This is a genomic window from Barnesiella viscericola DSM 18177 (assembly GCF_000512915.1).
GTDB classification, from domain to species: Bacteria; Bacteroidota; Bacteroidia; order Bacteroidales; family Barnesiellaceae; genus Barnesiella; species Barnesiella viscericola.
This window is the reverse complement of the sequence record NZ_CP007034.1, coordinates 736,647-762,008: the sequence shown is the minus strand read 5'-3', so window position 1 is coordinate 762,008 and position 25,362 is coordinate 736,647. Positions and strand designations below refer to the sequence as shown.

The 25,362-nt window shown below is 54.4% G+C and carries 19 protein-coding genes; 10 read left to right on the top strand and 9 right to left on the bottom strand.

Going from position 1 to position 25,362, the window contains the following annotated elements; translation table 11 throughout:
* Positions 1 to 357 precede the first annotated feature (357 nt).
* From BARVI_RS03035 to BARVI_RS03015, 5 genes are read left to right on the top strand one after another with little or no spacing between them, the layout of a single operon-like run.
* Positions 358 to 1,560, top strand: a complete 1,203-nt coding sequence (locus tag BARVI_RS03035) for a dTDP-glucose 4,6-dehydratase (protein ID WP_025277811.1) — start codon at positions 358 to 360, stop codon at positions 1,558 to 1,560.
* A gap of 21 nt (positions 1,561 to 1,581) precedes the next feature.
* Complete coding sequence (gene rfbA, locus BARVI_RS03030) at positions 1,582 to 2,460, top strand: glucose-1-phosphate thymidylyltransferase RfbA (protein ID WP_025277810.1); 879 nt, start codon at positions 1,582 to 1,584, stop codon at positions 2,458 to 2,460.
* Positions 2,450 to 2,869 (top strand): sugar 3,4-ketoisomerase, encoded by a 420-nt coding sequence (locus tag BARVI_RS03025; RefSeq protein ID WP_025277809.1) that lies wholly within the window; start codon positions 2,450 to 2,452, stop codon positions 2,867 to 2,869. The genes rfbA and BARVI_RS03025 overlap by 11 nt, the downstream gene beginning before the upstream one ends.
* The gene (locus BARVI_RS03020; protein WP_025277808.1) at positions 2,862 to 3,269 is read left to right on the top strand and encodes a sugar 3,4-ketoisomerase; all 408 of its coding nucleotides are present in this window, start codon (positions 2,862 to 2,864) and stop codon (positions 3,267 to 3,269) included. The genes BARVI_RS03025 and BARVI_RS03020 overlap by 8 nt, the downstream gene beginning before the upstream one ends.
* The gene (locus BARVI_RS03015; RefSeq protein WP_025277807.1) at positions 3,266 to 4,387 is read left to right on the top strand and encodes a DegT/DnrJ/EryC1/StrS family aminotransferase; all 1,122 of its coding nucleotides are present in this window, start codon (positions 3,266 to 3,268) and stop codon (positions 4,385 to 4,387) included. The genes BARVI_RS03020 and BARVI_RS03015 overlap by 4 nt, the downstream gene beginning before the upstream one ends.
* A gap of 120 nt (positions 4,388 to 4,507) precedes the next feature.
* Here BARVI_RS03015 and BARVI_RS03010 read toward each other — a convergent pair whose 3' ends face one another.
* The 7 genes from BARVI_RS03010 to metH form a co-directional block, all read right to left on the bottom strand.
* Positions 4,508 to 4,768: a T9SS type A sorting domain-containing protein gene (locus tag BARVI_RS03010; RefSeq protein ID WP_025277806.1), complete on the bottom strand. Its 261-nt coding sequence runs from the start codon at positions 4,766 to 4,768 to the stop codon at positions 4,508 to 4,510.
* Positions 4,765 to 4,956 (bottom strand): hypothetical protein, encoded by a 192-nt coding sequence (locus tag BARVI_RS13655; RefSeq protein WP_394330826.1) that lies wholly within the window; start codon positions 4,954 to 4,956, stop codon positions 4,765 to 4,767. Before BARVI_RS13655 ends, BARVI_RS03010 begins: the two co-directional genes overlap by 4 nt.
* Positions 4,910 to 6,007: a sulfatase/phosphatase domain-containing protein gene (locus BARVI_RS13650; RefSeq protein WP_394330825.1), complete on the bottom strand. Its 1,098-nt coding sequence runs from the start codon at positions 6,005 to 6,007 to the stop codon at positions 4,910 to 4,912. The genes BARVI_RS13655 and BARVI_RS13650 overlap by 47 nt, the downstream gene beginning before the upstream one ends.
* A complete protein-coding gene (locus BARVI_RS13645) occupies positions 5,980 to 6,846 on the bottom strand; it encodes a sulfatase-like hydrolase/transferase (protein ID WP_394330824.1) in 867 nt (288 codons plus the stop codon). The genes BARVI_RS13650 and BARVI_RS13645 overlap by 28 nt, the downstream gene beginning before the upstream one ends.
* Before the next feature lie 434 nt (positions 6,847 to 7,280).
* Positions 7,281 to 7,781, bottom strand: coding sequence for a thiol peroxidase (tpx, locus tag BARVI_RS03000; RefSeq protein WP_025277805.1), 501 nt, complete (start codon positions 7,779 to 7,781; stop codon positions 7,281 to 7,283).
* A 23-nt stretch (positions 7,782 to 7,804) separates the two neighbouring features.
* Positions 7,805 to 8,998, bottom strand: a complete 1,194-nt coding sequence (locus BARVI_RS02995) for a hypothetical protein (protein ID WP_157232505.1) — start codon at positions 8,996 to 8,998, stop codon at positions 7,805 to 7,807.
* A 61-nt stretch (positions 8,999 to 9,059) separates the two neighbouring features.
* Positions 9,060 to 12,746 carry a methionine synthase gene (metH, locus tag BARVI_RS02990; RefSeq protein WP_025277803.1) on the bottom strand — a complete coding sequence of 1,229 codons (3,687 nt, stop codon included), beginning with the start codon at positions 12,744 to 12,746 and terminating at the stop codon, positions 9,060 to 9,062.
* Between the two features lie 11 nt (positions 12,747 to 12,757).
* Between metH and BARVI_RS02985 the strand changes: the two genes are divergently transcribed.
* Positions 12,758 to 13,033: a hypothetical protein gene (locus BARVI_RS02985; RefSeq protein WP_025277802.1), complete on the top strand. Its 276-nt coding sequence runs from the start codon at positions 12,758 to 12,760 to the stop codon at positions 13,031 to 13,033.
* A 46-nt stretch (positions 13,034 to 13,079) separates the two neighbouring features.
* Here the strand turns inward: BARVI_RS02985 and ruvC are convergent, their stop codons facing one another.
* Together ruvC and BARVI_RS02975 are read right to left on the bottom strand one after the other, a co-directional pair.
* Positions 13,080 to 13,667, bottom strand: a complete 588-nt coding sequence (gene ruvC, locus BARVI_RS02980; protein WP_025277801.1) for a crossover junction endodeoxyribonuclease RuvC — start codon at positions 13,665 to 13,667, stop codon at positions 13,080 to 13,082.
* Complete coding sequence (locus BARVI_RS02975) at positions 13,668 to 13,976, bottom strand: DUF4286 family protein (protein ID WP_025277800.1); 309 nt, start codon at positions 13,974 to 13,976, stop codon at positions 13,668 to 13,670.
* A gap of 394 nt (positions 13,977 to 14,370) precedes the next feature.
* Here BARVI_RS02975 and BARVI_RS02970 point away from each other — a divergent pair, with 394 nt between their 5' ends.
* From BARVI_RS02970 to BARVI_RS02955, 4 genes are all read left to right on the top strand, one after another.
* The gene (locus BARVI_RS02970) at positions 14,371 to 18,315 is read left to right on the top strand and encodes a two-component regulator propeller domain-containing protein (protein WP_038534252.1); all 3,945 of its coding nucleotides are present in this window, start codon (positions 14,371 to 14,373) and stop codon (positions 18,313 to 18,315) included.
* A gap of 169 nt (positions 18,316 to 18,484) precedes the next feature.
* Positions 18,485 to 19,468, top strand: a complete 984-nt coding sequence (locus BARVI_RS12875; protein WP_198015982.1) for a hypothetical protein — start codon at positions 18,485 to 18,487, stop codon at positions 19,466 to 19,468.
* A 94-nt stretch (positions 19,469 to 19,562) separates the two neighbouring features.
* Complete coding sequence (locus BARVI_RS02960; protein WP_025277797.1) at positions 19,563 to 22,115, top strand: LamG-like jellyroll fold domain-containing protein; 2,553 nt, start codon at positions 19,563 to 19,565, stop codon at positions 22,113 to 22,115.
* Between the two features lie 24 nt (positions 22,116 to 22,139).
* On the top strand, positions 22,140 to 25,343 hold the full coding sequence (locus BARVI_RS02955; RefSeq protein ID WP_025277796.1) for a SusC/RagA family TonB-linked outer membrane protein: 3,204 nt from the start codon (positions 22,140 to 22,142) through the stop codon (positions 25,341 to 25,343).
* Positions 25,344 to 25,362 lie beyond the last annotated feature (19 nt).

The following is a 25,362-nucleotide window of genomic DNA, read 5'->3' as shown; positions in this document are numbered from 1 at the left end:
TTGTTTTTTTCTGTTTTGTTTTTCATAGGAGTAAAATATTTCCCCCTTACAGTAAACTTTCACATAATATTAAACGGAAAAAAATGGGATTACCCCTAGCGGGGAAATAATTTTTTTTGGGAATAATAATAAAAATATATAATATTGTCTTGAAAAATATGAACTTACGGTAGAAGAAAATTTTTGTCCTGATAAAATAATCAGGGCATTTCACCGCAGGACCTGTGATGAGTGATGAACGATTATTCTGCTGGAGATTTGGGGATAATCACGTGGGGAGTGTTGACAATATTAGAATACTCCGTGGTATTATTTCTTAAAAAAGTCGTAAATTGCGACAGATTTAAAAAATCTGGTATGAAAAAATATTTGGTCACCGGGGCCGCCGGTTTTATTGGCGCCAATTTCTTGAAATACTTGCTGGGTAAGTATGGCCGTGATATATATGTGGTTGTGTTGGACAAACTCACCTATGCCGGTAACCTGGGTACAATCAGGCAGGAGATTGCCGATGAGCGTGTACGTTTTGTCAAGGGCGATATCGGCAACGCCGAGTTGGTGGCTCAGATTTTTGCCGAGACCGACATCGACTATGTGGTCAACTTTGCGGCCGAGTCGCATGTGGACCGCAGCATTACCAATCCGCAGCTTTTCTTGGAGACCAACATATTGGGAGCGCAGAATCTGCTCGACTGTGCCCGTAAGGCGTGGTATCGGGGGAAGGACGCCGAGGGGCACCCGCTATATGCCGAGGGTAAGAAGTTCTTGCAGGTGTCGACCGACGAGGTGTACGGGTCGCTGACGAAAGATTATGACGAGCCGCACCCGCTCGAAATTACCGACCCCGACGTGCGCCGGGTGGTGAGCGGGCGTACCGATCTCCACACCTATGGCAAGCGATTCTTTACCGAGACGACTCCGCTCGATCCCCGTTCGCCCTATTCGGCCTCGAAGGCGAGTGCCGACCTCTTTGTGCGAGCTTACCACGAGACCTATGGCTTGCCGGTGAACATTACCCGCTGCTCCAACAACTACGGGCCCTATCACTTTCCCGAGAAACTGATACCGCTGATAATCCGAAATATCCTGGCCGGGCAGAAGCTCCCGGTCTATGGCAAGGGCGAGAATGTGCGCGACTGGCTCTATGTGGAGGACCATGCCAAGGCTATCGATGCCGTGTTGCAGCGTGGCCGTACGGGCGAGGTTTATAACATAGGTGGATTCAACGAGGAGACCAACCTCAATATCGTGAAGCTCGTGATTGCCATCATTGCCCGCATCATGCGCGAGGAGCCCGAATACCGCCGGGTGTTGAAGACCGATGTCGAGAATATCGACGAACGGTTGATTACCTTTGTGGGCGACCGCCCGGGGCACGACATGCGCTATGCCATCGACCCCTCGAAGATTGCCCGCGAACTGGGCTGGTATCCCGAGACCCCCTTCCGGGTGGGCATCGAGAAGACCGTGCGCTGGTATCTCGACCATCAGGCGTGGGTCGACGAGGTGGTGAGCGGCGACTATCAAAAGTATTATGAACAAATGTATGGCAATCGTTGATTGCCCTAATTGAATAGAACCATGAAAGGTATCGTATTGGCCGGAGGGTCGGGCACGCGGTTGTATCCCATCACGCGCGGAGTCTCGAAACAGATGTTGCCCGTGTATGACAAGCCTATGATTTATTACCCCATATCGGTGTTGATGCTGGCGGGGATTCGCGAGATACTCATCATCAGCACACCGGTCGACCTGCCCCTGTTCGAGAGGCTGTTGGGTGACGGCAGTCAGTTTGGCGTGCGGTTCGAGTATGCCGAGCAGCCTTCTCCCGACGGTTTGGCCCAGGCCTTTCTCATTGGCGAGCGGTTTATCGGCGGCGACACCGTCTGCCTGGTGTTGGGCGATAACATCTTCTACGGGCAGAGCTTTACCCGCATGTTGCGCCAGTCGGTCGCCGAGGCCGAGAAGGGGATTGCTACCGTATTCGGTTACCGGGTAGGAGATCCCGAACGCTACGGCGTGGTCGAGTTTGACGAGGAGGGCCGTGCCGTGAGCATTGAGGAAAAGCCGGCCAAGCCCCGTTCCAACTATGCGGTGGTGGGGCTCTATTTCTATCCCAACCGGGTGGTCGAGGTGGCCAAGCAGGTGAAGCCTTCGGCCCGTGGCGAACTGGAAATAACCTCGGTCAACCAGGCATTTCTCGAATCGAAGAGTCTGGCCGTGCAGTTGATGGGCCGTGGTTTTGCCTGGCTCGATACCGGCACTCACGAGTCGCTCTACGAGGCCTCGAACTTTATCGAGACCATCGAACACCGGCAGGGGCTCAAAGTGGCCTCGCTCGAAGAGGTGGCCTATCGCATGGGGTGGATCGACCGGGAGCAGCTGCTCCGACTGGCCGAGCCCATGAAGAAGAACCAATATGGACAATATTTGATAAAACTGGCGAATGATGAGCTTTGAACAGGTACGGCTGATTCAGTTGCCCAAGGTGGCCGACAAACGGGGCAACCTCTCGTTTATCGAAAGTGCGCGGCATATCCCCTTTGAGATTTCCCGCACTTACTGGTTGTATGATGTGCCGGGCGACGAGCGTCGCAACGGGCATGCCTTTCGTCGGCAGGAAGAGTTTATCGTAGCCCTGTCGGGCAGTTTCGATGTGGTGCTGAACGACGGGAGCGAGACCCGGCGCTACCACATGGCCCGGTCGTACTACGGTCTCTATGTGCCGCGCATGATGTGGCGCGAACTGGACAACTTCTCGACCAATTCGCTGGCACTTGTCCTCTCGTCGACACCCTACGATGCAGCCGATTATATAGAAGATTTCGAGGAGTATTGCACATTATTGAAAGGAGGTAGCCATGAGTAAACGGGTATCGGTCGACGATTGTCGCCTCGTTCAGCTGCCCAAGCACATGCAGGAGAGCGGCAGCATCACGGTGGTGGAGAACAACCGCGAGTTGCCTTTTGCCGTGAAGCGGGTCTACTATCTGTATGATGTACCGGGTGGCGAGGAGCGTGGCGGCCATTCGCACAAGCAACTGTACGAGTTTTTGGTGGCTGCCGGCGGCTCGTTCGACGTGTTGCTCGACGACGGGGAGCACACCCGCACGGTGACGTTGAATCGTCCCTCCTGCGGTCTGCTCATTGTCCCGGGCATCTGGCGGGTGCTCAACAATTTCTCGTCGGGGTCGGTTTGTCTCGTCTTGACCTCCGACTACTACGATGAGGCCGATTACATACGCGAATATAGTGATTTTAAGAAATGAAATATCCTCATCTCTCTTTACAACGGGCCAATGAGCCCTATATGGCCGAGATGAAAGCCGTAGCTGCCGAGGTTATCGAGGGCGGCTGGTATATCCGGGGCAAGTATGTGTCGCAACTCGAAGCCGAGTTGTGTCGCTACCTGGGTTGCCGTCATGCCGTGGCTACGGGTAACGGACTGGACGCCTTGCGGCTCATCTTGCGCGCCTACATCGAGTTGGGTGTGATGCACCCGGGCGACGAGGTGATTGTCCCCTCGAACACCTATGTGGCTTCGGTGCTGGCTATCACCGACAACGGGTTGGTACCCGTTTTTGTCGAGCCTTCGGAGCAGACCCATAATCTCGATACCTCGCTGGTCGAGCAGGCTGTCACACCCCGCACGCGGGCCATCATGGTGGTGCACCTGTATGGCCGGGCCTGCTGGGACGAGCAGCTGAAAGCCGTGGCCGCCCGTCACGGATTGAAAATCGTCGAGGACAATGCCCAGGCCTTCGGGGCCGTCTCGCCGGTGGCCGGGTTGCAGGGGGCGTTCCATACGGGAGCCCTGGGCGATGCTTCGGGGCAGAGTTTCTACCCGACAAAGAATCTGGGTGCCTTGGGCGATGCCGGTGCGGTGACGACCGACGACCCGGCCTTGGCCGATGTGGTGCGTGCCTTGGGCAACTACGGGTCGTCCGTGCGGTATGTCAACGAATACAAGGGGGTGAACAGTCGTATGGACGACTTGCAGGCTGCCTTTCTCCTGGTCAAGCTGAAATACCTCGATGCCGGGAATCGCCGTAGGGCCGAGATTGCCCGCCTTTATACCGATTCTATCCGCAACGAACGGATTGTGCTCCCGCAGGCCGGGGCCGAAGGCGAGCACATCTGGCACCAGTATGTGGTGCGTTGTGCCGAACGTGACCGGTTGATGCACTACCTCGAAACCGAGGGGGTAGGGAGCCTCATACACTATCCCATACCGCCGCACAAGCAGCAGTGCTATCGCGAATACAACCACCTCTCTCTGCCCGTGGCCGAGCAGTTGGCCCACGAGGTGTTGAGCCTGCCGATGTCGGACTATCTGACCGACGACGAGGTGCGCGAGATTGTCTCTATCATCAATCGGTTTGCTTGATTTCCTCGGACGTCCCAGTCAACTATACCGGGTAGTTTTGTATAAGACTTGTTCTTGATAATAAAAAAAGAGGCGTATCCCGTTTATCGGGGTACGCCTCTCTGATATAGGGGCAAATGGTTATTTCACGAATTTGATTACCTGGTTGCCCACCTTGGCAATGTATATACCTTGTGCCAACGAGGCTACCGAGATGATTTCAGCGCCTTGTGCATCGAGCACGAGTTGTCCGGCCAGGTTATAGACAGCTACTTCGCTCATGCGGGGAGCCACGAGAAGCTGAGCCTGAGCATCGTAGTAGATGGCGCTTTCGGTAACGGCATCGATGGCCGAGGCCTGGGCGATTTGAATCTCGAAATCATAGGCGATACCGTTTCTCAATTCACCGAAGAAATCGGTAAATACTTTTGAAGGCCAATCTTCGGTATAGGGGTTGGGGCCATGTAAACGACACGCATGCGGTAGGTGCCGGCTTCGGTTCCGGCCGGAACGCTGATTGTCCGTTGCCAACCTTCGGCAGCGCTACCGTTGGTGTCGCCGAAGTTGTTGTCCGAGTTGCCGTTGCCCATTGTGGCATATACCTCGTCTGCACCGGCAAATTCCTTGTCGTTGTTCCAGTCGATGAAGAGCGTTTGACGGGTCCAAACGAGTTCGGGTTCGCAAATTATGAGTTTCGGTTGTAGTTGTCGTGTTGCCACCATTCCAGGAGTCGAGAGTGAGCCCGTCGAGATAATCGACCATTTGTCCGTCGTAGGTGTAAATTTTGAACATGTTTTCACCTGTTCCCGGCATGAAATAGAAGAGTTGGGTATTTTTCTCTTCGCCAGTCGTTTTGTTCTCGTTGCTTACCTGAATGGCCTTGTAGTCGTTGTGATTGCCCAGAGTCCAGTAGAAGGGGCCAGCCATGTCGTCTCCCCGATTGTCTTGAATCGAGTAGTAGTATTTGTTATTCTCGTTACTGAACTTGAAGATGGCATCGGTAATGGTCACCGGGTCGCCAATCTCGACGGTTTCAACATATACGGCATCTTTGGGCCAGGCTACATATTCCCCGTTTTGGGTGGACCGTTGGGCGTCAAAGGCGATGAGCGAGTCGGTCAGTTCTTCCGACAGCTCGGTCAAGGTTTGAGCGTAGGCCGATTGATCGGCCATGTTGTTTTGTTCGCCCACATCTTCTCTGATGTTGTACAGCCGGCGCTCTTGATTCTCCCAGAAATAAATCAGGTGATAATCGCCTTTCAGGATAGCCGAGTAGGCGCCGTATCCTTCGTTCTTGTCTTGGCTTTCGCCCCAGCGGTTGGGGAAGTGCCAGATGGTGGTGCGGTCGCGCTGTATCCCGGGGTTTTTGATTACGTCGACAAAACTGTGACCGTCGACAGTTTGTACCGTTTCATAATCGGTGACACCGGCCATTTCGAGAATGGTGGGGAAGAAATCTTCGATCATCACCGGGTTGTGGTTTTCGGTACCAGCTACGGTTACGCCGGGCCAGTAGACCATCATGGGTTCATGCACGCCTCCCATATACGACGAGCCTTTACCACCACGGGCTGGATAGTTTTGATCTCGGTTGTGACGGCCTTGACGGGGGGCTACGGCCTGACCTCCGTTATCGGACATGAAGAGATGGTATTTTCGGCAATTGCCCGGTCGTCGAGGAAGGTCATGATGTCCCCCAAACTTTTGTCCATACCCTCAACCAATGCGGCGATATTGACTTCGGTGCTGTTGAGAGTCTGTCCCAGTTGCTCGTCGAAAACACCGGTGTATCTCGATGTGAAACGAGAGTCGGCATTGTAGGGGGCGTGTATGGCATAATGGGCCATGTAGAGGTAGAATGGTTGATTGGACTGGCTGTCGAGGTGCTCCCCTAATACACGGCAGGCTTCTTGGGTGAGGGCTTCGGTAAGGAACATTCCCTGTTCGGCATATTCGTCCAACCCGTTGATCCAGAAGTCCGAACCGGCAGTGCAGTAGTTGTCCGAGCCCAAATAGCTGGCCGGGCCACCGTTGGCACCTCCGGCTATGTTCACGTCGAATCCAAATTTCAACGGGTCTTCACCGGCCGTGTTCTTGGCTCCGAAGTGCGCTTTGCCGCAGTGAATGGTGTAGTAGCCGTTGTCGTGCAGAATTTGGGGTAATGAGGTAATCGAGGTGGCGTTGTTTACCGTTGTGCCGGCCGGTTGGATTCCGTTGTAGTTCCAGTCGGGCAGGGTGATACTGCCCCCGGTGGCATCGTTGTTCGAGTTGTAATTGAGTGTCCAGTTGGTTACCCGGTGACGGGCGGCATTCATACCCGACATGAGGCTGCATCGCGATGGCGAGGAGATGGCGCAAGCGTAGGCTTGCATGAATTTTACGCCTTTCTCGGCCAGTTTCTGCATGTTGGGCGTTTGGTAGCGGTTGTTCAGAGGTGTCACTTCGGAGTGGAAGGGGACAGAGGTCTCTTGCCAACCCATGTCGTCTACGAGGAACAAAATAATGTTGGGTCATTCATCGGCCGCCCACAAACTCGATGTGGCAACCATTCCGGCTACTGCCGTACTCAGGGGTAAAAATTTTTTTTCAAATTGATCATAGGTGTTGTTTGTGTTTATGGTATGATTTGTAATCGGCAGATAAATAGATATTTGCATGGTTCTTTGTGGAGAGAGATGGATAGCGCTGTATCTCCATTATCCCCCTTTTTTATGGCCTTTGGCCGAGAGAAAATATCCAGCGGCAAATATAATATTATAGAAATTATTATGAAATATTCACCTTGTATATTTCATAATTTTGTGAAGAATTTATAATATTATATAAGAAAAAGATAGAAGAAGATCGTAAAAACAGACCGGCATCAAGCTCATACTACTTGATGTCGGTCTTTGGAATTCACAGCGTTTTTATGTTATTTCAGCGCTTTGAGGGCGGCTTCGTAGTTGGGTTCGTGGGTAATCTCGGGCACGAGTTCGGTATAGATTATCCGGCCGGTTCCGTCGATGATTACGACGGCGCGGGCCAGCAGTCCGGCCAGGGGGCCGTTGACCATTTCGACGCCATATTCCCGGGCAAACTCGGGCGAGCGGAAGGCCGAGGCGGCGATGAGGTTCTCGATGCCCTCGGTGGTGCAGAAGCGCGACTGGGCGAAGGGGAGGTCTTTCGACACGGCTACGACGGTCGTGTTGTCGAGTGAGGCGGCCAGTTGGTTGAACTTGCGTACCGAGGTGGCGCAGACGGCCGTGTCGAGGCTGGGGAAGATGTTCAGGACGATGCGCCGGCCTTTCAGCTCTTCGCTGCGCAGTTCGGTCAAGTCGCCTCGGGTGAGGGTGAACCGGGGAGCTTGGCTCCCGGTGTGGGGCAGGTGCCCGCAGGTGTGTACGGGGGTGCCTTTGAATGCGGTTGTTTCCATTGTAGTGAATGTATAAATGTTTTTTATTGTGGAGGACGATGGGTGTGAGAGGTTTGCATCTGCCCGATGGCTTGTCGCACCTCTTCGGTCAACGAGGGGGTGTATCCTACCTTGACGTAACGGATAATCCCTTCGGGGTCGAGCAGAAAGAGGGTGGGGTAGCCGGTTACCCCATAAGCCCCGGCGGTCTTGGCTGTCTGTTCCAATACGATGGCTCCGGCCGGGTTGAGGGAGGAGCCGGGCTGTTGTCCGGCATAGAGAAAGACTAGGGTGAGCCTTTCCTGTAACGACAGCTCCTCGGCCATGCGGCGTACGGGGGTGCAAAATTCGCCTCGGTCGTCGAGAAAGAGGAGCAGAGCGGGCTGCCCTTTCAGTTGGGTTGAGGCGAAGCGGTGTTCGCCCCAGGGCAGGGAGAACGGAGGTGCCATTTGTCCCACCCGGTCGCGGGCGGCGAAGTCGCCTTCGCGGTACAGGCGAAACACCTCTCCGTAGGTTTGAAGCAGGTGCGATTCGTCGAAGTGGTCGGGAGGGAACGAGGTATGGGTATCGCTCGATTCATAGCGTACGATGACGGTCTGCGAACCCAGGTGTCCGGGATTGTTTTCGGTCTCGCGATAGAGGGGTAGTCCGTTGGGAGCGAAGGCGTACAGGAGCGTGCGGGCCACCTCACCCCGCACTGAGTCGGTCACGAATATGGCGTTGCAGCGGGTCCCCTGCACGAGCGTGTCGGGGAAAAACTGTACCCGGCAGTCGGGCCGTTGTCGGTACTCCCGCAGTTGGCGAGCAATCTCGGCCGGGAAGAGTTCTGCGAAGAGCCCCGAGCGATGAATCCCGGGGTAGTTCCCGTGCCGGGCAAAGGGCTCGGGGTTGCTCTCGTTGTGGTATTCGCGCAGCCGGTTGCGGTCGAAGCGGAAGCAGTCGCCCTGGGAGTAGGCGGCGAAATTGGAGTAGGGGCAGGTGTCGTTCTCGGCCTTGTAGTCGACGAGGTAACTGTATCCGCACAGCGTGTCGGCCGGTTCGCGACGGTAATCGAGTCGGGCCCGATATTCGATGTCGGAGTCGGTGATGGGCAGCGTGACGAAATAGGAGAACGTGGCCCGGTAGTTCGTTATCGAGTCGAGCCGTGCGGCAATCCGGTCCACGCCCTCCTGCGCTTGCAGGGAGGCAAGACCGGTGAAAATCCCGAGGAGGAGAATCTCCAATCGATGGTGTGTCATAGTCGTTGTGATGAGCGGTCTGTTATGGATATAACAATCACAACGGCCGTTTGGTTCACGGCTATACCGAGAGCCACTTGCCCGTCTCGTCGAGGGTGAGACCCCGCTGGCGGGCATACCGTTCGCGCTGGTCGGGGGCGATGTGGCCGATGTGGAAATAGCGGGCTTCGGGGTGAGCGATGTAGAGGCCGGCCGTCGAGGCATTGGGATACATGGCTCCGTTCTCGGTAAGGGTAATCTCGATTTGGCCGAGGTCGAGGGCCCGGTTCCAGTCGAAGAAGAGGGAGTGGTCGGGCAGAGAGGGGTAGCCTACGGCCGGACGAATGCCCCGGTAGTCGCCCGCCAGGAGTGCCGGCAGGCCGAGCGCAGGTTCATCGGGGGCATACCCCCACAGCTCGCGCCGCACGTGCAGGTGCAGCCACTCCGAGGCCGCTTCGGCCAGGCGGTCGGCCAGCGATTGCAGCAACAGGGCGTTGTAGTCGTCGCCCGCAAGCCGCAGCCGCTCGATGCGGCGTTGTATGTCGCCTCCGGCCGTGATGGCGAAGAGACCCACGTAGTCGGGTTCACCCGCCTCTTCGGGGCGTATGAAATCGCTCAGGGAGTAATAGCAGGCATCGGCTTCGGGTTTGCGCACCTGTTGGCGCAGACAGGGTATTTCGAGCACCCCGCCTTCGGGCAGTTGCAGGCGTATGAGGTTGCCGCGGGTCGAAGCCTCGGCCAGCAGGTAGACACCTCTCGGCGAGTCGTTGTTCTCGCGTTCGAGGGTGTCGAGCAGTCGGTTGGCCTCTTTGTAGAGTTGCATGGCCTCGGTAGCCTTGGCCCGTTCGGCCGTGGGGAATGCGGCCAGCCAGGCAGCCCGGCAGTGGTCGCAGCCCCGCATGTCGGCTATGGCGGCATATTGTGCCCCTATCTTCCACACGGCAAAGAAGGCTCGCCAGTTAATGTAGGGGCGAATCTCCGTGAGGGTGGGACTGACCGTGTGGCGGCCCGGTTGCCGGGGGCGGGGAGCCGTGTAGCCGGTCCAGTCGATGCGGGGAGCCCGCTGCTCGGCCTCGGCCAGAGACAGGGTATCGGCCGGTTTCATCGAGCGGCGCAGAGCCTCCTGCTCGGCTTGCAGCGAGTTGATAAAGGTCTGGCGAGTCTGTGGGTTGAGCAGTTGGGCGGCGATGAGCGGATTTTGCGAAGCGTCGCCGGCGTGAATGACCGGTCCGCTGTACCGTGGGGCAATCTTTACCGCCGTGTGGAGGCGCGAGGTGGTGGCCCCGCCGATGATGACGGGGGTGCGCAGACCTGCCTTCTCCATCTCGCTCACGACGTGGCCCATCTCTTCGAGCGAGGGGGTGATGAGACCGCTCAGTCCTACGAAATCGGCCTGTTCGGCAATGGCCCGTTCGACAATCCGTTCGGCCGGGACCATCACGCCCAGGTCTATCACTTCGAAATTGTTGCAGGCGAGAATCACGGAGACGATGTTTTTGCCGATGTCGTGCACGTCGCCCTTGACTGTGGCCACGATGAATTTGCCCCGTTTGGAGGTTTCGCCCGTGCGGGCATTCTCCTGCTCGATGAGGGGTTGCAGGATTGCTACGGCTTGCTTCATGGTGCGGGCACTCTTGACCACTTGGGGGAGGAACATCTTTCCCTCGCCGAAGAGTTGCCCCACGCGGTTCATACCCTCCATGAGGGGCTGTTCGATGACGGCGATGGCCGAGCCGTATTGGGCCACCGCTTCGGCCAGATCTTCTTCGAGGTGGGTCGACACGCCCTTGACGAGTGCCTGTCGCAGACGGTCGGTCACGGGTTGGCTACGGCGGTCGGTCGGGGAGTCGGTCGACGGGACGGTCGCTTCGGCCCGATGGCGGGCGGCAAACTCGATAAGCCGTTCGGTGGCGTCGGGACGGCGGTTCAGCACCACGTCCTCGATGAGGGTGAGCGTATCGGCCGGCAGGTCGTCGTAGGTGACCGAAGTGGCCGGGTTGACGATGGCCATGTCGAGCCCCTTGCCGATGGCGTGGTAGAGGAAGACGGCGTGCATCGCCTCGCGTATGTAGTTGTTGCCGCGGAAGGAGAAGGAGAGGTTGCTTACCCCGCCGCTCACCTTGGCTCCCGGCAGGTGTTGGTGAATCCACTCGGTCGCCCTGATAAAGTCCACGGCATAGTTGTCGTGACTCTCGATGCCGGTGGCGATGGCCAGCACGTTGGGGTCGAAGATGATGTCGCAGGGAGCTACGCCGGCCACCTCGGTGAGCAGACGGTAGGCGCGAGCACACACCTCGATTTTGCGTTCGTAGGTATCGGCCTGTCCCTGCTCGTCGAACGCCATGACCACCATGGCCGCCCCCATCTGCTTGATTTCGCGGGCGTGTTGCAGAAACAGCTCTTCGCCCTCTTTGAGGCTGATGGAGTTGACGATGGCCTTGCCTTGCAGGCATCGGAGGGCGGCCGAGATGACCTCCCATTTCGACGAGTCGATCATTACGGGGACGCGGTAGATGTCGGGGTCGGAGACGACGAGGTTCAGGAAGTTGACCATCTCGTCGCGGGCATCGAGCATGGCATCGTCCATGTTGATGTCGATAATCTGGGCGCCGGCCTCGACCTGCTGTCGGGCGATGTCGAGGGCTTCGGCGTAGTTCTTTTCGTGAATGAGCCGCAGGAACTTGCGCGAACCGGCCACGTTGCACCGTTCGCCGATGTTGACGAAATTGTTCTCGCGCGAGACCACCAGATCGTCGAGTCCGCACAGATGCAGACGCGGGTCCCTGGGCACCGGGCGACGCGGCGAGGCTCCGGCTACCAGCGAGCGGTAGGCGGCGATATGCTCGGGGGTGGTGCCGCAACACCCGCCCACGATGTTGACCAGCCCTTCGTCGATAAACTCTTTAATCTGTACGGCCATTGACTGGGGTGTCTCGTCGTATTCGCCCAACTGGTTGGGCAGCCCGGCGTTGGGGTAGGCACTCACGTAGCAGGGAGCGATGGCCGCCAGTCGTTGCAACCAGGGCTTCATGTCGCGGGCACCGAACGAGCAGTTGAGACCCACGGCCAGGAGCGGGGCGTGCGATACCGAGGTGAGGAAGGCTTCGAGCGTTTGTCCCGAGAGGGTACGTCCGCTCTCGGTGACCGTGACCGACAGCACGACGGGGACTTCCCGTCCGGCCGACTCCATGGCCTGCCGGGCTCCCCACAGCGCCGCCTTGGCGTTGAGGGTATCGAAGATGGTCTCGATGAGCAGCAGGTCTACCCCCCCTTCGATAAGCGCCGTCATCTGTTCGCGGTAAGCCTCGGCGAGGGTGTCGAAGTGCAGGCTGCGCAGGGCGGGATTCTCCACGTCGGGTGACATGGAACAACTCTTGTTCGTGGGGCCCACCGATCCTGCCACGAAGCGGGGCCGCTGCGGGGTCGTGTAGTCGTCGGCCGCCTGCCGGGCAAGGCGGGCCGCCGCGAGGTTGATTTCGCTCACATACCCTTCGAGCCGGTAGTCGGCCATCGATATGGCGTTGGCATTGAAGGTATTGGTCTCGATGATGTCGGCCCCGGCTTCGAGGTAGGCCCGGTGTATCTCGTCGATGACGTGTGGAGCGGTGAGGCACAGCAGGTCGTTGTTGCCTTTCAGTTCCACGTCGGCGAGGGCAAAGCGTTCGCCCCGGAACTCCTTTTCGCCCAGTCCGTAGCGTTGTATCATGGTTCCCATGGCTCCGTCGAGCACGAGAATGCGTTGGTCAAGCAGTTGTTGCAGCGTAGTCATATCACAAATGTATGGCATATGGTGTAAAGATAATAAGCGGCGACGACCGGTGCAAGTGCCAATCCCGTTTCTTCTTGGGGCGATTGCCGGGTCGTTCCCTGTTATATATAAAAGGTGTCGTGCAAACAGCCGAAGCCGAGGTTTCCCGACCGGAGATGGTCACACGGCATTTTGTCGCTTACAAAGATAAGTTTATTTATCGGTTGCTTTGCTCGATTCCTTTCCTGTTTGGGGAGGAAGCAGTAGTGAAATATTCTGTTTTTTGGGGAGAATTGCAGAAAATATAATCAAATTTTCTGCCGTATGTGGATAGAATGACGTGAGGAGCCACGCTTATTTGTCGAGCGGCTTCTTTCCCATCGATACCTTGTCGGGATTTTTGTTGATAAAGTCTTTCCAGCTGTTGTAGCTCTTGGCCACCTGGGGGCGGTTGGTCTGGTAGAAGTGGCAGAGCGCGGCGGCAAGTCCGTCGGTTGCATCGAGTTGGGGCAGCATGTTCTCGTCGGGGATATGGAGAATGCGTTGCAGCATGGCGGCCACTTGCTCTTTCGAGGCACCGCCGTTACCGGTAATCGACATCTTGATTTTGAGGGGAGCATACTCGGTGATGGGTATGTCGCGCGAGAGGGCGGCCGCCATGGCTACCCCCTGGGCCCGGCCGAGTTTGAGCATCGACTGCACGTTTTTGCCGAAGAAGGGGGCCTCGATGGCCATCTCGTCGGGGAGGTACTGCTCGATGAGCGAGAGAACCCGCTCAAAGATGCGGCGCAACCGCAGGTAGTGGCTCTCGAATTTGTTGAGCTGGATTACCCCCAGGGCCACCACCTCGGGTTTGTTGCCCACGATGCGCAAGATGCCATACCCCATGACGTTGGTGCCGGGGTCGATGCCTATGATGACTCTGTCGTTCTCGGGTGTCATTTATAAATCGATTACTTCGAGCAGCGTACTGAATCCCAATACTTGGTCGCCGAACCGCTTCTGCATCTCGGCCAGCAATGCTTCGCCGCACTCTTCGTGCCAGCGTTCCAGCGCCTGGGTATCGGGCGACTTGAATTGGAGCGACAGGCTGGTGCCCTCCTCTTCGTTGTCGGCAAAGATGCGGGTCAACTGAGGTTCTTGCAACAGGCCGTGTTCCAGCACGGTAGGTATGTACGACTCTTTGAGCCAGCCGATGAACTCGTCTTTGCGGGCGTTGTCGGCATGGTAGGTGGTGTTGAAGATAATCATATCGACAAGGAGTTTGAATGATTCCGTAAGACAAAGGTAAAAAGATTTTGTGAGATTCGTATCGTGAGATGGACGAATAACAGGGTGTATCACATGTGGGTTACCGGGGGGAGGAGAGAAGATTGAAAAAAAATTGGAAATATGTCTGAGAAATTAGAAATATGTTTATCTTTGTCGAGATAGCAGTATCCGGCAGGCAATCAATATGATGAAAATCAGTAGCTCCTGTTCCCATGAATGGATACGCATTGAGAGAGAGTACAGTAATCCATCGAAAGAGGATATTTGAACAGCCGTCTTTTGTTGAGCCGCAGAGTAGGCCGATCTGTTTTTATTGCAGGGTCAGAAATCGGTAATCTGTTGTGCCATATTTGATTAGTTTTTCGTGAATTGAATGGGAAAGAGCAAACTACATATTTGTATCTTTTTATGTAGCGTGATATGGGGCTGCTTCATGGCCGGGGCGGCATCCGATTTCTATTTTAAACAGCTCTCGCAACGCGACGGTCTCCCTCAAAATTCGGTACGCACGATTATTCTCGACCACAAAGGCTTCCTGTGGATTGGTACGAAATCGGGGGTAAGTCGTTTTGATTACTACGAATTCAAGAATTATACGGCTGTTCCCGACTCGTCCAATTCGCTGCCGGGCAATCTCATACACTTTATTGTGGAAGATGAGCAAAATCACATCTGGATTTCGACCGACCGGGGTATGTGTGTCTACCGGCGCGAGTATGATGATTTTCAGCCGGTTTATTGGAACGATAAGATTTTGCAGGCTCACTCCTACATGTTGGCCGACGACGGTCTTTACCTGGGAGGCCGGGGTGTCATTTACCGATGGAGCTATGAAGAGTCCACTCTCGACACGGTGGCATTGCGGTGGAAAGAACCGTCGCGGGCATTCTTTAACCGCATGGCTCGCTGGAACGAACGCTATTGGGTGCTTTCGTCGCGGTGGAACGGGTTGTGGTTGCTCGATCGGCAGACCGGTGTGATTGACCGTCCCGACTTCTGCCGGGAGAAGGAGATTATGGCAATGGAGGTCGACCGCCAGGGCAACCTGTGGATTTCTCCTTACGGAAAAGGAATAGACCGATATGGCTCGGGAGGTCGGGTACGCACTCACTACGATGTATCCAACTCGGCTCTGACCAACGATGTGATACTCGACATCGAGGAGAATGACAACCAGTTGTGGTTGGCTACCGATGGTGGAGGCATCAGCATTTTGAATAGCATCAACAACACCTTTTCCAATATCCGGTACGTGCCGGGCGATGTCTACTCCTTCCCGTTCAGTTCGGTCTTCAGCCTCTACCGCGACCGCGACGGCAACATGTGGGCGGGTACCATACGGGGCGGACTGTTCGGTATCAAGGAGGTGTTCATGCGCACCTATCGCGATGTGTCGCCCGGCAACCGCTATGGCATGAGCGACAAAACCGTGTTGTGCCTCTATGAGGACGATGGGGGTGTGGTGTGGCTCGGTACCGATGGTGGTGGCTTGAATCGGCTTGATCCCTCGACACACACCTTTACCCATTATCCGAATACGTTTGGGGCCAAGGTAGCTTCGATTACCCGGTACAGCGACCACGAGCTGCTCATGTATTTCTTCTCCCGCGGGCTCTACATTTTCGACAAGCGCACGGGCAACTTGCGCCCCTTTGTCTTCCTCGACCCGCGCCGCAACGAAGAGGTGATTCATTCGGGCATATCGGTCAATGTCGACTGTTTCGATACCGACAAGATTCATTTCTTTGCCGACAGGATTTATACCTACGACAAGCAGCGCAACTCTTTCTCATCGGTTCGGGTAGCCGATTCCACTCGCTATTACGGGGCCGTACAGCGTTTTTATTCCAATAAGGATTTTACCTATCTTTTCGGGCACAATTATATTCTGAGGCTCGACCATGCGACCAACGAGGCCGAGAGCCTGCTGTCGCTCGGCTATCGCTATCAGATTAATGCCGCCTGCTGCGACGATCGGGGAAACTTCTGGATTGGTACCGATAAGGGCCTGTTGTATTATGATGTGCCTAACCGGGCATTGCGAGCCGTCAAGACCAACATGTTCCGCGAGGTTACCTCGGTAGCCTATGCCGATCGCAGTCTGTGGCTGGGTGCCGACGGGTTGCTTTTCCGCTATTCGATTCAGGAAGACCGCATTTTCATTTATGGAGATTCAGATGGTGCGGTGCCCAATGAGTATCTGCATAAATCGACTTTGATTTCCCGTGACGGGAAGGATATTTATATGGGTGGCATCTCGGGCTTGCTGCGTATCGATCGTGAAAGGTTCAAGCAGTACAAGTCGTCGGTGACTCCCGTTGTGTTGCTGTCTGATGTCGATCTCGACGGTAAGACCGTGATGAACCGAATCGATGCCAGTGACCAGTCGATACGCATACCCTGGAACTATACCTCGCTGACGTTGAAAACGATGGTGCGCGAGAAAGATATTTTCCGCAAGAAGATGTTTCGCTTCGACATACAGGGGTTGGGGCGTTCTGCCATCGAATCGTATGACCACACGCTCACCCTCTATTCCCTGCCCGTAGGCTCCTATCGGGTGATGGCATCATGCAGTACGGCCGATGGTGGGTGGAGCCCCTCGCAGTGTATTCTGCAAATCGAGGTTGTGCCGCCCTGGTGGAAGACACCGTGGTTTATTGTGCTGATGGTGGTTGCCGTGATTGTCATGTATGTTTTGGCAATGGTCTACACCATTAAAAAGAAAAACGACCGCATGCAGCTCGAAATGAAGGAGCGGGAGCGCAAGGTGTATGAAGACAAAGTGCGTTTCCTCATCAACGTAAGTCATGAGTTGCGCACGCCGCTTACCCTCATTTATGCCCCGCTGAAACGGCTGTTGCGGCATGAGATGGTCGATGAGCCGCTGAAAACGCAACTGACCCAGATATTCAAGCAAGCTCGCCGTATGCGCAGCATCATCAACATGGTGCTGGATATGCGGCGCATGGAGGTGGGGTATGAGGCTTTGCACTTGTCGTCCCACCCGTTCAATGCGTGGGTTGAATCGATTGTCGACGATTTTACCGAGGAGTTCAAGGCCAAGAAGATAAACTTGGATTTTGTTCCCGACGAACGTATCGAGAGCATCTCGTTCGACAAGGACAAGTGCGAAATCGTACTCTCCAACTTGTTGATGAATGCGTTGAAATTCAGCGACGAGGCGACCACCGTGCGTGTCTCGACCGAGGTGCGTGACGAGCGGGTGAGGGTATTGGTAACCGACGAAGGTATCGGATTGAACGAGAGTGACTTTTCTCACCTGTTTACCCGCTTCTATCAGGGTGAGCACCGGTTGAGCGGCAGCGGTATAGGTTTGTCCTATTCCAAAACGTTGCTCGAACTGCACGGTGGGGAGATTGGCGCCTATAATAACGAAACGAGGGGGGCCACCTTCTGGTTCGAGTTGCCTCTCTCGCATCAAGATGAAGAGGTGGTATGTGCCCCGGGCATGTATCTGAACAACATTCAGTTTGCCGAGAATGTGACCGAGCCGGCCGTGTCGGAAAAAGATTTCCCGTTGAAGGAGTATTCGATTCTGATTATCGACGACGAGAAAGAGATACAGTCGTTTGTGAAGAGTTCGTTTGCCGATGTGTTCAAGCAAATCTACACGGCCGACGACGGGAAAGACGGTCTCATGATGGTGCATCAGTATCAGCCCGATCTGGTTATTTGCGACATCATGATGCCCCGCATGGACGGCTTCGAATTCTGCCGGTTGTTGAAGAGCGACATACAGATAAGCCATATCCCGGTCATCTTGCTGACGGCCCGCGACAATCCCGAGAGCCAGTCGGCAGGCTACAAGCTGGGAGCCGACTTTTACCTGTCGAAGCCCTTCGACGACGATGTGTTGCTTGCCATCATTCGCAATCTGTTGTGGAACCGCGAGCAGATCAAGAGCTATTACAGGAATGCCGGTCCGGTGACCATCGTGCCCAAAGACCAGACATTCAGCAATGCCGACGAACAATTTTTGTTGAAACTCAATAAATTGATACAGGACAATATGGGAAATCCCGATTTGGACGTGAAATATTTGACCGTCGAGCTGGGTATGAGCCGAGCCTCCTTATATAATAAGGTGAAGGCTCTGACCGGTTTGGGGGTAAACGACTTGATTAATCGTATGCGAATCGAGCAGGCCATGCAGTTGCTGGCCGAGACCGATTGGCCGGTAGCCGAGGTGGCCGAAAAAGCAGGCTTTTCCAACGCCCGCTATTTTAGCACCAGCTTCAAGCAGTTTACCTCGCTCACACCCCGCGAGTATAGGGAGCAGCACAAGAACAAGTGAACGGCTTGAAAAGTTGTTACTCCCCTTGAATCAATAGGTTGTAAGGTTTTAATTAGATGATTTCAAACATTGTTTAGACGATTTTGGACCTCCTTTTGAAGGGGGCCTCTCTATATTTGTAATCGTAAAAACACAACATTTTATTCATCTAAATTCTTAATTCTTGCGTATGAAAACAAAAGTATTATCTTTATCTTTTTCATTGTTAGTGTCGATGAATTGCATGTGGGCAGCCGACGAAGATGTAACTCCCGCACACTTGAATTTTGCGGCTCAACCAGAGGGCCCGTATGAGTTTGTACATTACTCTTCCAATGGTTCCAATCCGGCCACTCCGTTCCCTGAGGCCGACTTGAAAGCTACGGGTACGGTTGTTCTCACCGGTGGTCAGGTGAAAAACGACAACGCCAGCGTGGCCGGGTTCAACAAAGGCTGTCACATCGTGGCTTCGGAGTATGGCAACATGCTGCTGATTAAAGGTAACGGCAGTACCGAAGAACCCGACCTGGAAGCTGCCGATGCCTTGGGTGGTTATGTGAACGTGAACATGTTCACCACCAGTGATTTCCCGGTGAATACGCCCGTGCGTTTCCAATTTGTATCGAAAGTTGTAGGAGGTGTTACCAGCGACTACAAGGTAGCCATTTATAATTATGGTGGATCGAATTCCAATATACCTTTGCCCGAGAAAACAACTTATTCACCCATCGATACCAAATGGTGGCCGGTAATTTATGACTTGGATATCAGTACGGTAGTAGGTTCAGACCAAATCCCTTTACGTATTAAGTATTCAATACCTCAGGCTCATGCCAATGGCCGGGCTATCTACATCGCCTCAATCAAGTTCACAGCCAATCCTTCGACCGAGTGTCCTGAACTTGATCCGAACTCTGAGGGTTGGGATACTCCCGACGGTTCTCCTGTCTCCTCGGCCGTAGAAGGAGTTGAGTCGGCCCAAGGTTTTGTGGCCTGGGATCGTCAGAACATCTATCTCAACGAGATGGAACAGGGTTCGACGGTTTATATCTACTCGATTACCGGATCCTTGGTCAAGACGATCCAAGTAAATGATTCGTTCATGGAGGTTCCCATGAATCAAGGGGTTTACGTCGTAAAATACGGCGACAAGACCTCGAAAGTCGTTCTTTGATTCTAGATCAATCACCTTATATGAAACCGGGGATTCATATCCCCGGCTTTCATTTGTCTCTTTTTTTCTACACATACCCCCTAAATAGAATAACATGAAAACCAAGTTTTTGTTGCTTTTCTTCTTAGGCATCTTATATGCCGGGTCGGCGGTTTCGCAGACAACCAACTTGGCCTTGCGCTTTAACGGTGACGGACAGGTGGATTGTGGAACTATCCAGGACCTCGATAATCTGGATTTGTATGCCATACAGTTTTTGGTGAATCCATCGGAGTGGGTGGAGAATGCCTATGTATTTAAACGGGGCAGTGGTGACGAGGAGTTCTCTCTGCGCCTGGGCAGTACCGGTGAGCTTATCTATAAGACCGGAGCACAAGAGATAACGGCCACAACCGAATTGCCGGTGGGCGAGTGGACTCAGTTGACCATCTCGGCCTTTGCCAACGGTATCGACGTGTGGACCAACGGCGTGAAGGCTTGGAAAGCCAATGCGTCGGGAGCGGTGATTCCTGCCTCGGAGTCGCCTTTTGTCATCGGCGAGCGTTTCAAAGGCCGTATCGATGAGTTCCGTTTCTGGAATACCGAGATGCCGGGTGACGAGCCCGAGAACCTGATGTTCCGCAACACGGTGAATAAGTTTCACCCCAAATACGACAATCTGTTAGTTTACTATAAATTCGATCAGGACCAGTGCGACGATATCGTCGACTACAAACTGGCACATCACGGCACGCCGGTGAATGTAACCCGCGAGGCCGTGACCGACAACGACTATTTCAAATATCGGGTCGTGTCGGGCTATTCGTCGTTTGTGCGTCACAGCGACCGCGTGCAGATCGATCGCGACATGCACCTGCTCACCAACGATGTCATCTTCCTCGACGGACAGGTGTCGGGCTACACGGGCGAGATTACGATGACTTATCCCGACAATCAGGGAACCTTGGAAAATGCTTCTTATGAGAGCAGCTACGAAGGCCGCAACGGTGTGGTTCGGTTCAATGGCGAAGGTGCCGGCATGCATGTGGGCGACAAGGTGCTGAATGCCAACCTGGGATTGCCTACATTGAACTATGGTACCATCGAGGCTTGGATCAACATCGAGGAGTGGAGTGCCGATGCCGCTATCTTCAACAAGAGCGACGACAACCACCAACTGGCCATAAAGCTGGGCGACGAGTCGAAAAAAGAGCTGCTCGTGGTGGTGAACGGTTATACCTACAATTTTGAAAATGCGTTGAAAGCCGACGGTTGGGAGCACATTGCCGTGGCCATCGTTTCGTCTACGGGACGTGCACAGGCTCGTGTTCGGCTTTATACCAACAGCGGGGCCACACAGGCATATTCTACAAGAATCTCGACGACCGATGCCGACGACGACTTTACCTTCCTGAGCACGACGGCCGATGCCGTGGTGGGTGAGAATTTCAAGGGGTATATCGACGAGGTAATGGTTTGGGGTAACTCCCGTGATGCCAACAAGGTGGCACAAGATGCCGAAGGAACGTCGGTCGACCTGACCTTCCCCGGGGGTGGCGACGGTGCCATCTACCTGTTGTCCTACTGGAAATTCGACGATGCCGAGAATCCCGGCAAGGATACCCGCAGCTGGAAAGAGATGCTGGGCGAGATTCGCAAGATGTACGAGGGCTATCGCGGCTACAAGATTCGTATCGGTCTTATCTCGTCGGACAAGGACGATAGTGGAAACAAGGTATGGCTGTCGCATATATCGGAAGCTGCCTGGCGTGAACAACTGGTAGCCGATGTGAAGGAGCTGTTGCCCTATTGCGATGGTATAGACATCGACTTCGAGTGGCTGTATAGCGGGGACAGCCGATGGAATACCGGCTACGGCCCCATGGTGGAGCAGTTGCGCGAAGCCATTCCCTCCGACAAGGTGTTCAGTGTGTCGCTGCACCCGGTAGCCTACTATTTGCCGACCAAGTACATCAAGATGCCCGATTACTATACTTTCCAGATTTACGGACCGGCAGTTACCTGGTTTGCTTACGACAACTACGTATCGGCTTACAACAATTTCATTTCGTGGGGATTTCCCAAGGAGAAGATAGGCATGTCGTTCCCCACGACGGCCAGCACGGGCAGTACGGTATCGGGTTACAAGAATATTGTGGCCGCCAATCCCGACCTGACTACCGACCAGAATACGGCTACAATGTCGGGGTCGACCTTTACCTTCAACGGAGTGGATTGTGTAAAGGACAAGATGAATTTCATTCTCGAGCAGAACAGCGGCACGGTAATGTATTTCGATATGGGTAACGACGTGTCGGTATCCGACCCGCTGAGTCTGATACGGGCTGCCAACCTGGTAATCTCGGCTAATGTCGATACCCTCATCACCTCTACCGAGGTATCGGCTTTGCCCGAACTGACCCGGGAGAATCCGCAACAGACCAAACTCGTCTATGACGAGCAGGCACGTCAGATTGTGGTAGCTTCGGTCTCTGATGCCGAACTGCTGCGGGTCGCGCTCTATTCGGTCTCGGGCATGATGCTGCGCGACGAAAAGGCATCGGGTTCACAGCACTCGATGCGGACCGATGGCCTGCTGTCGGGTATCTATATCGCACAGGTACGGACGACCGAAGGGACCGATGTTTTTAAGTTTCGAGTTAAATAGTCAATTAATTATTATATAGATTCAATGGGAAGAAATATTTTCAAAAGAGCATTGTCTGTTTTGACGGTATTTTTGCTGGGCATGCACCTTTTGTATGCGCAAAATATCACGATAAAGGGTAATGTAAGCGACGGGAAAGAGGCCCTGATGGGGGTAACCGTGCAGGTGAAAGGTACGTCGAAAGCGACGTCGACCGACTTAGACGGAAACTATACGATAACCGTAAGTGATAAGAATGCCGTACTGGTGTTCTCGTATATCGGTTATGAGAAACAAGAGGTTACCGTGGGCAATCGCACGGTGGTCAATGTGAGAATGAGTGATAATGCCCAGCTGCTCGATGAGGTAGTTGTGGTGGGTTACGGTAGCGTGAAGAAGAGCGATGTGACGGGAGCTATTGCTTCGCTTCGTCCCGATGAACGCGATGCTGCCACGAGCCTCTCGGTCGACAACTTGTTGCAAGGCAAGGTGGCCGGTCTGGTGGTAGGAACTACCAGTGCGACACCGGGTGCCGCCTCGTCAATTACGATACGTGGTGCCAGTTCGTTGCGTGGCGATAACCAGCCTTTGTATGTAATCGACAATATTCCCCAAGCCTCGACCGGCGAGTTTGCCGCTTCGGCATTCGGCGACGACGATTATCAGACGGCCGCCGACCCGTTGAGCAGCTTGAACCCCTCGGACATCGAGAGCATCGAGATTTTGAAAGATGCTTCGGCTACGGCCATCTACGGGTCGCGTGGTGCCAATGGTGTAATCCTTATCACCACCAAGAAAGGTAAAACGGGCAAGCCTCGGGTAACGGTCAACGCCAACTTTACGGTGGCCAATGCTACACGTTTGTACGACATGTTGAACCTGAGCGATTATGCCGACTACCGCAACGCCCAGTCGGGTCCCGACGACCGCCAGTTCTTCAAGGAAGGCAACGAGGTGCGTTATATCTTCTCGGGTGGTAAATACGATGCAAACGATCCTGAATCATACCGGGTGCTGCAAGAGCGCGACTGGCAACGCGAAATCTATCGCACGGCTTTCTCGCAAAACTATTCAGTATCGGTAAACGGCGGTTCAGATAAGGTGCGCTATTTCGTATCGGCTGCTTTCAAAAACATCAATGGTATTGTAAAACAGACCGGCTTGCAACAGGGTGACCTGCGCGCCAACTTGTCGATGGACCTTTCGAAACGGGTATCGGTCGACTTGTCGTTGAGTGGGTCTATCAAAAAGAACGACATGATGTCGGGTAGCAACGCCAACGGTGGTGCCCAAGGTTCGGTATCGGTAACGGCCATTACGTCGCAGCCGTTCGAGTACCCGGCCGACGACCCCTCGTTGAGCGGTACCAACGGTATGGAGAAGCGTATTACGGTGTTCAGCTGGTTGAACGATTATGACGACCAGACGAACGAAAATGCCTTCCGCGCTTCGATGGACTTGAAATGGAACATCTGGAAAGGACTTACATATAGCCTGCGTACCGGTGGAAACTTGCGCGACGAGTATCGTGCCCGTTGGTTTGGTACGGAGACTTTCCGGGGTAATAACGATAAAGGTTCGCTGGGTATCACCGATTTGAGCCAGTACAACATTACGGTCGAGAATATGTTGAACTATCACCAGACCTTCGACCAGCTGCTCGACCTCGATGCCACGGCGGCTATTACTTATGACGATTACAACTATTTGAACAAGCGAATCCAGGGTCGTCAGTTCTCCAACATGAGTTTCGGTATTGACGGTTTGCACATGGCCGAGCGCATTTCGTATCTCGAGCCTGTACAGCGCGACTATCAGTTGCTTTCGTATCTGGGCCGTGTCAATTTGTCGTTCCTCGAAGGTCGCTATCTGGCCACTGCTTCGTTCCGTGCCGATGGTTCGAGCCGCTTTGCCAAGGGGCACCGCTGGGCCTACTTCCCCTCGTTCTCGCTGGCCTGGCGCATGGAGCAGGAAGATTTCATTAAGGACAATGTCGAGTGGCTCGACCAGTTGAAGGTGAGAGTGGGTTACGGTCAGACCGGTAACTCGGCCATCGACCCGTACAGCAGTTTCTACAATTACAGTCAGATAATCGACTATGCCAACGCCACGGGCGACAAGGTGCTGGCCATGGCTGTGGACAAGTTGCAAAACGAAGGCCTCACCTGGGAGACGACCGAGTCGTGGAACGTAGGTCTCGACTTCGGCGTGTTCAAGAACCGTTTCAGAGGTACGTTGGACTTCTACAACAAACAGACGAAAGACCTGCTTATCTCGCGTATTCTGCCCCCCTCGGCCGGTTACTCGACCATCTATTACAACTCGGGTAACATGCGTAACCAGGGTGTCGAATTCAGCCTGGACGCCGATATTATACAGACGAAAGACTTTACCTGGACCTTTGGAGGTAACATCGGTAAGAACAATGCCAAGATTATGGACCTGGGTGTATCGCGTGGTGATTTCGGTATCTACAAGGACATCTTGGCCTACGAAGGTAACTCGCTGGGCAACCACTTCGGCAACGCTCACCTCTTCTGGGTAGGGCATGCTCCAGGCCTCTTCTTCGGCTATGAAACCGACGGTATCGTACAAGAGTCCGACCTGCCTGCCAACGGAGGTTCCTATAACGTGACTCAGGATTTGAGTACGGGTGGAGCTCCCCAGGCCGGTGATATCAAGATTATTGACCAAAATGGCGATGGGGTGATCAATACCGACGACCGGGTGATTATCGGCGACCCCAATCCCGACTTTACCTACGGTTTCCACACCAGCTTTACGTGGAGGGGCATCAGCCTGTCGGCACAGTTCAACGGGGTATATGGCAAAGACCTTATCAACACCAACCTGCGTTACCAGGCTATTCCCAACCGCACGGGCGGCAACTTGCGTACCGAGGCGTTCCTGGGTGCCTGGACGGCCGAAAACCAGTCGAACACCTATCCGCGTGTGAACTACACGTTGCCTACACCGGCCGTACTCGACCGCTATGTCGAGGATGCCAGCTTCTTGCGTTGTTCCGATATTACATTGGCCTACACCTTGCCCAAGTCCTTGATGCGGAAAATCGGCTTCAACTCGATCAACGTGTTTGCCTCGGTCAAGAACGCCTTCCTGATTACCAAGTATAGCGGTTACGACCCTGAGGTCGACTCTTTTGCCTTCGACGGTCTGCGTCCGGGTGTAGATATGAGTTCGTTCCCGCACGCCCGTTCGTTCATATTTGGTCTGAATGTTTCATTTTAATTAATAAAATATAGCGTAG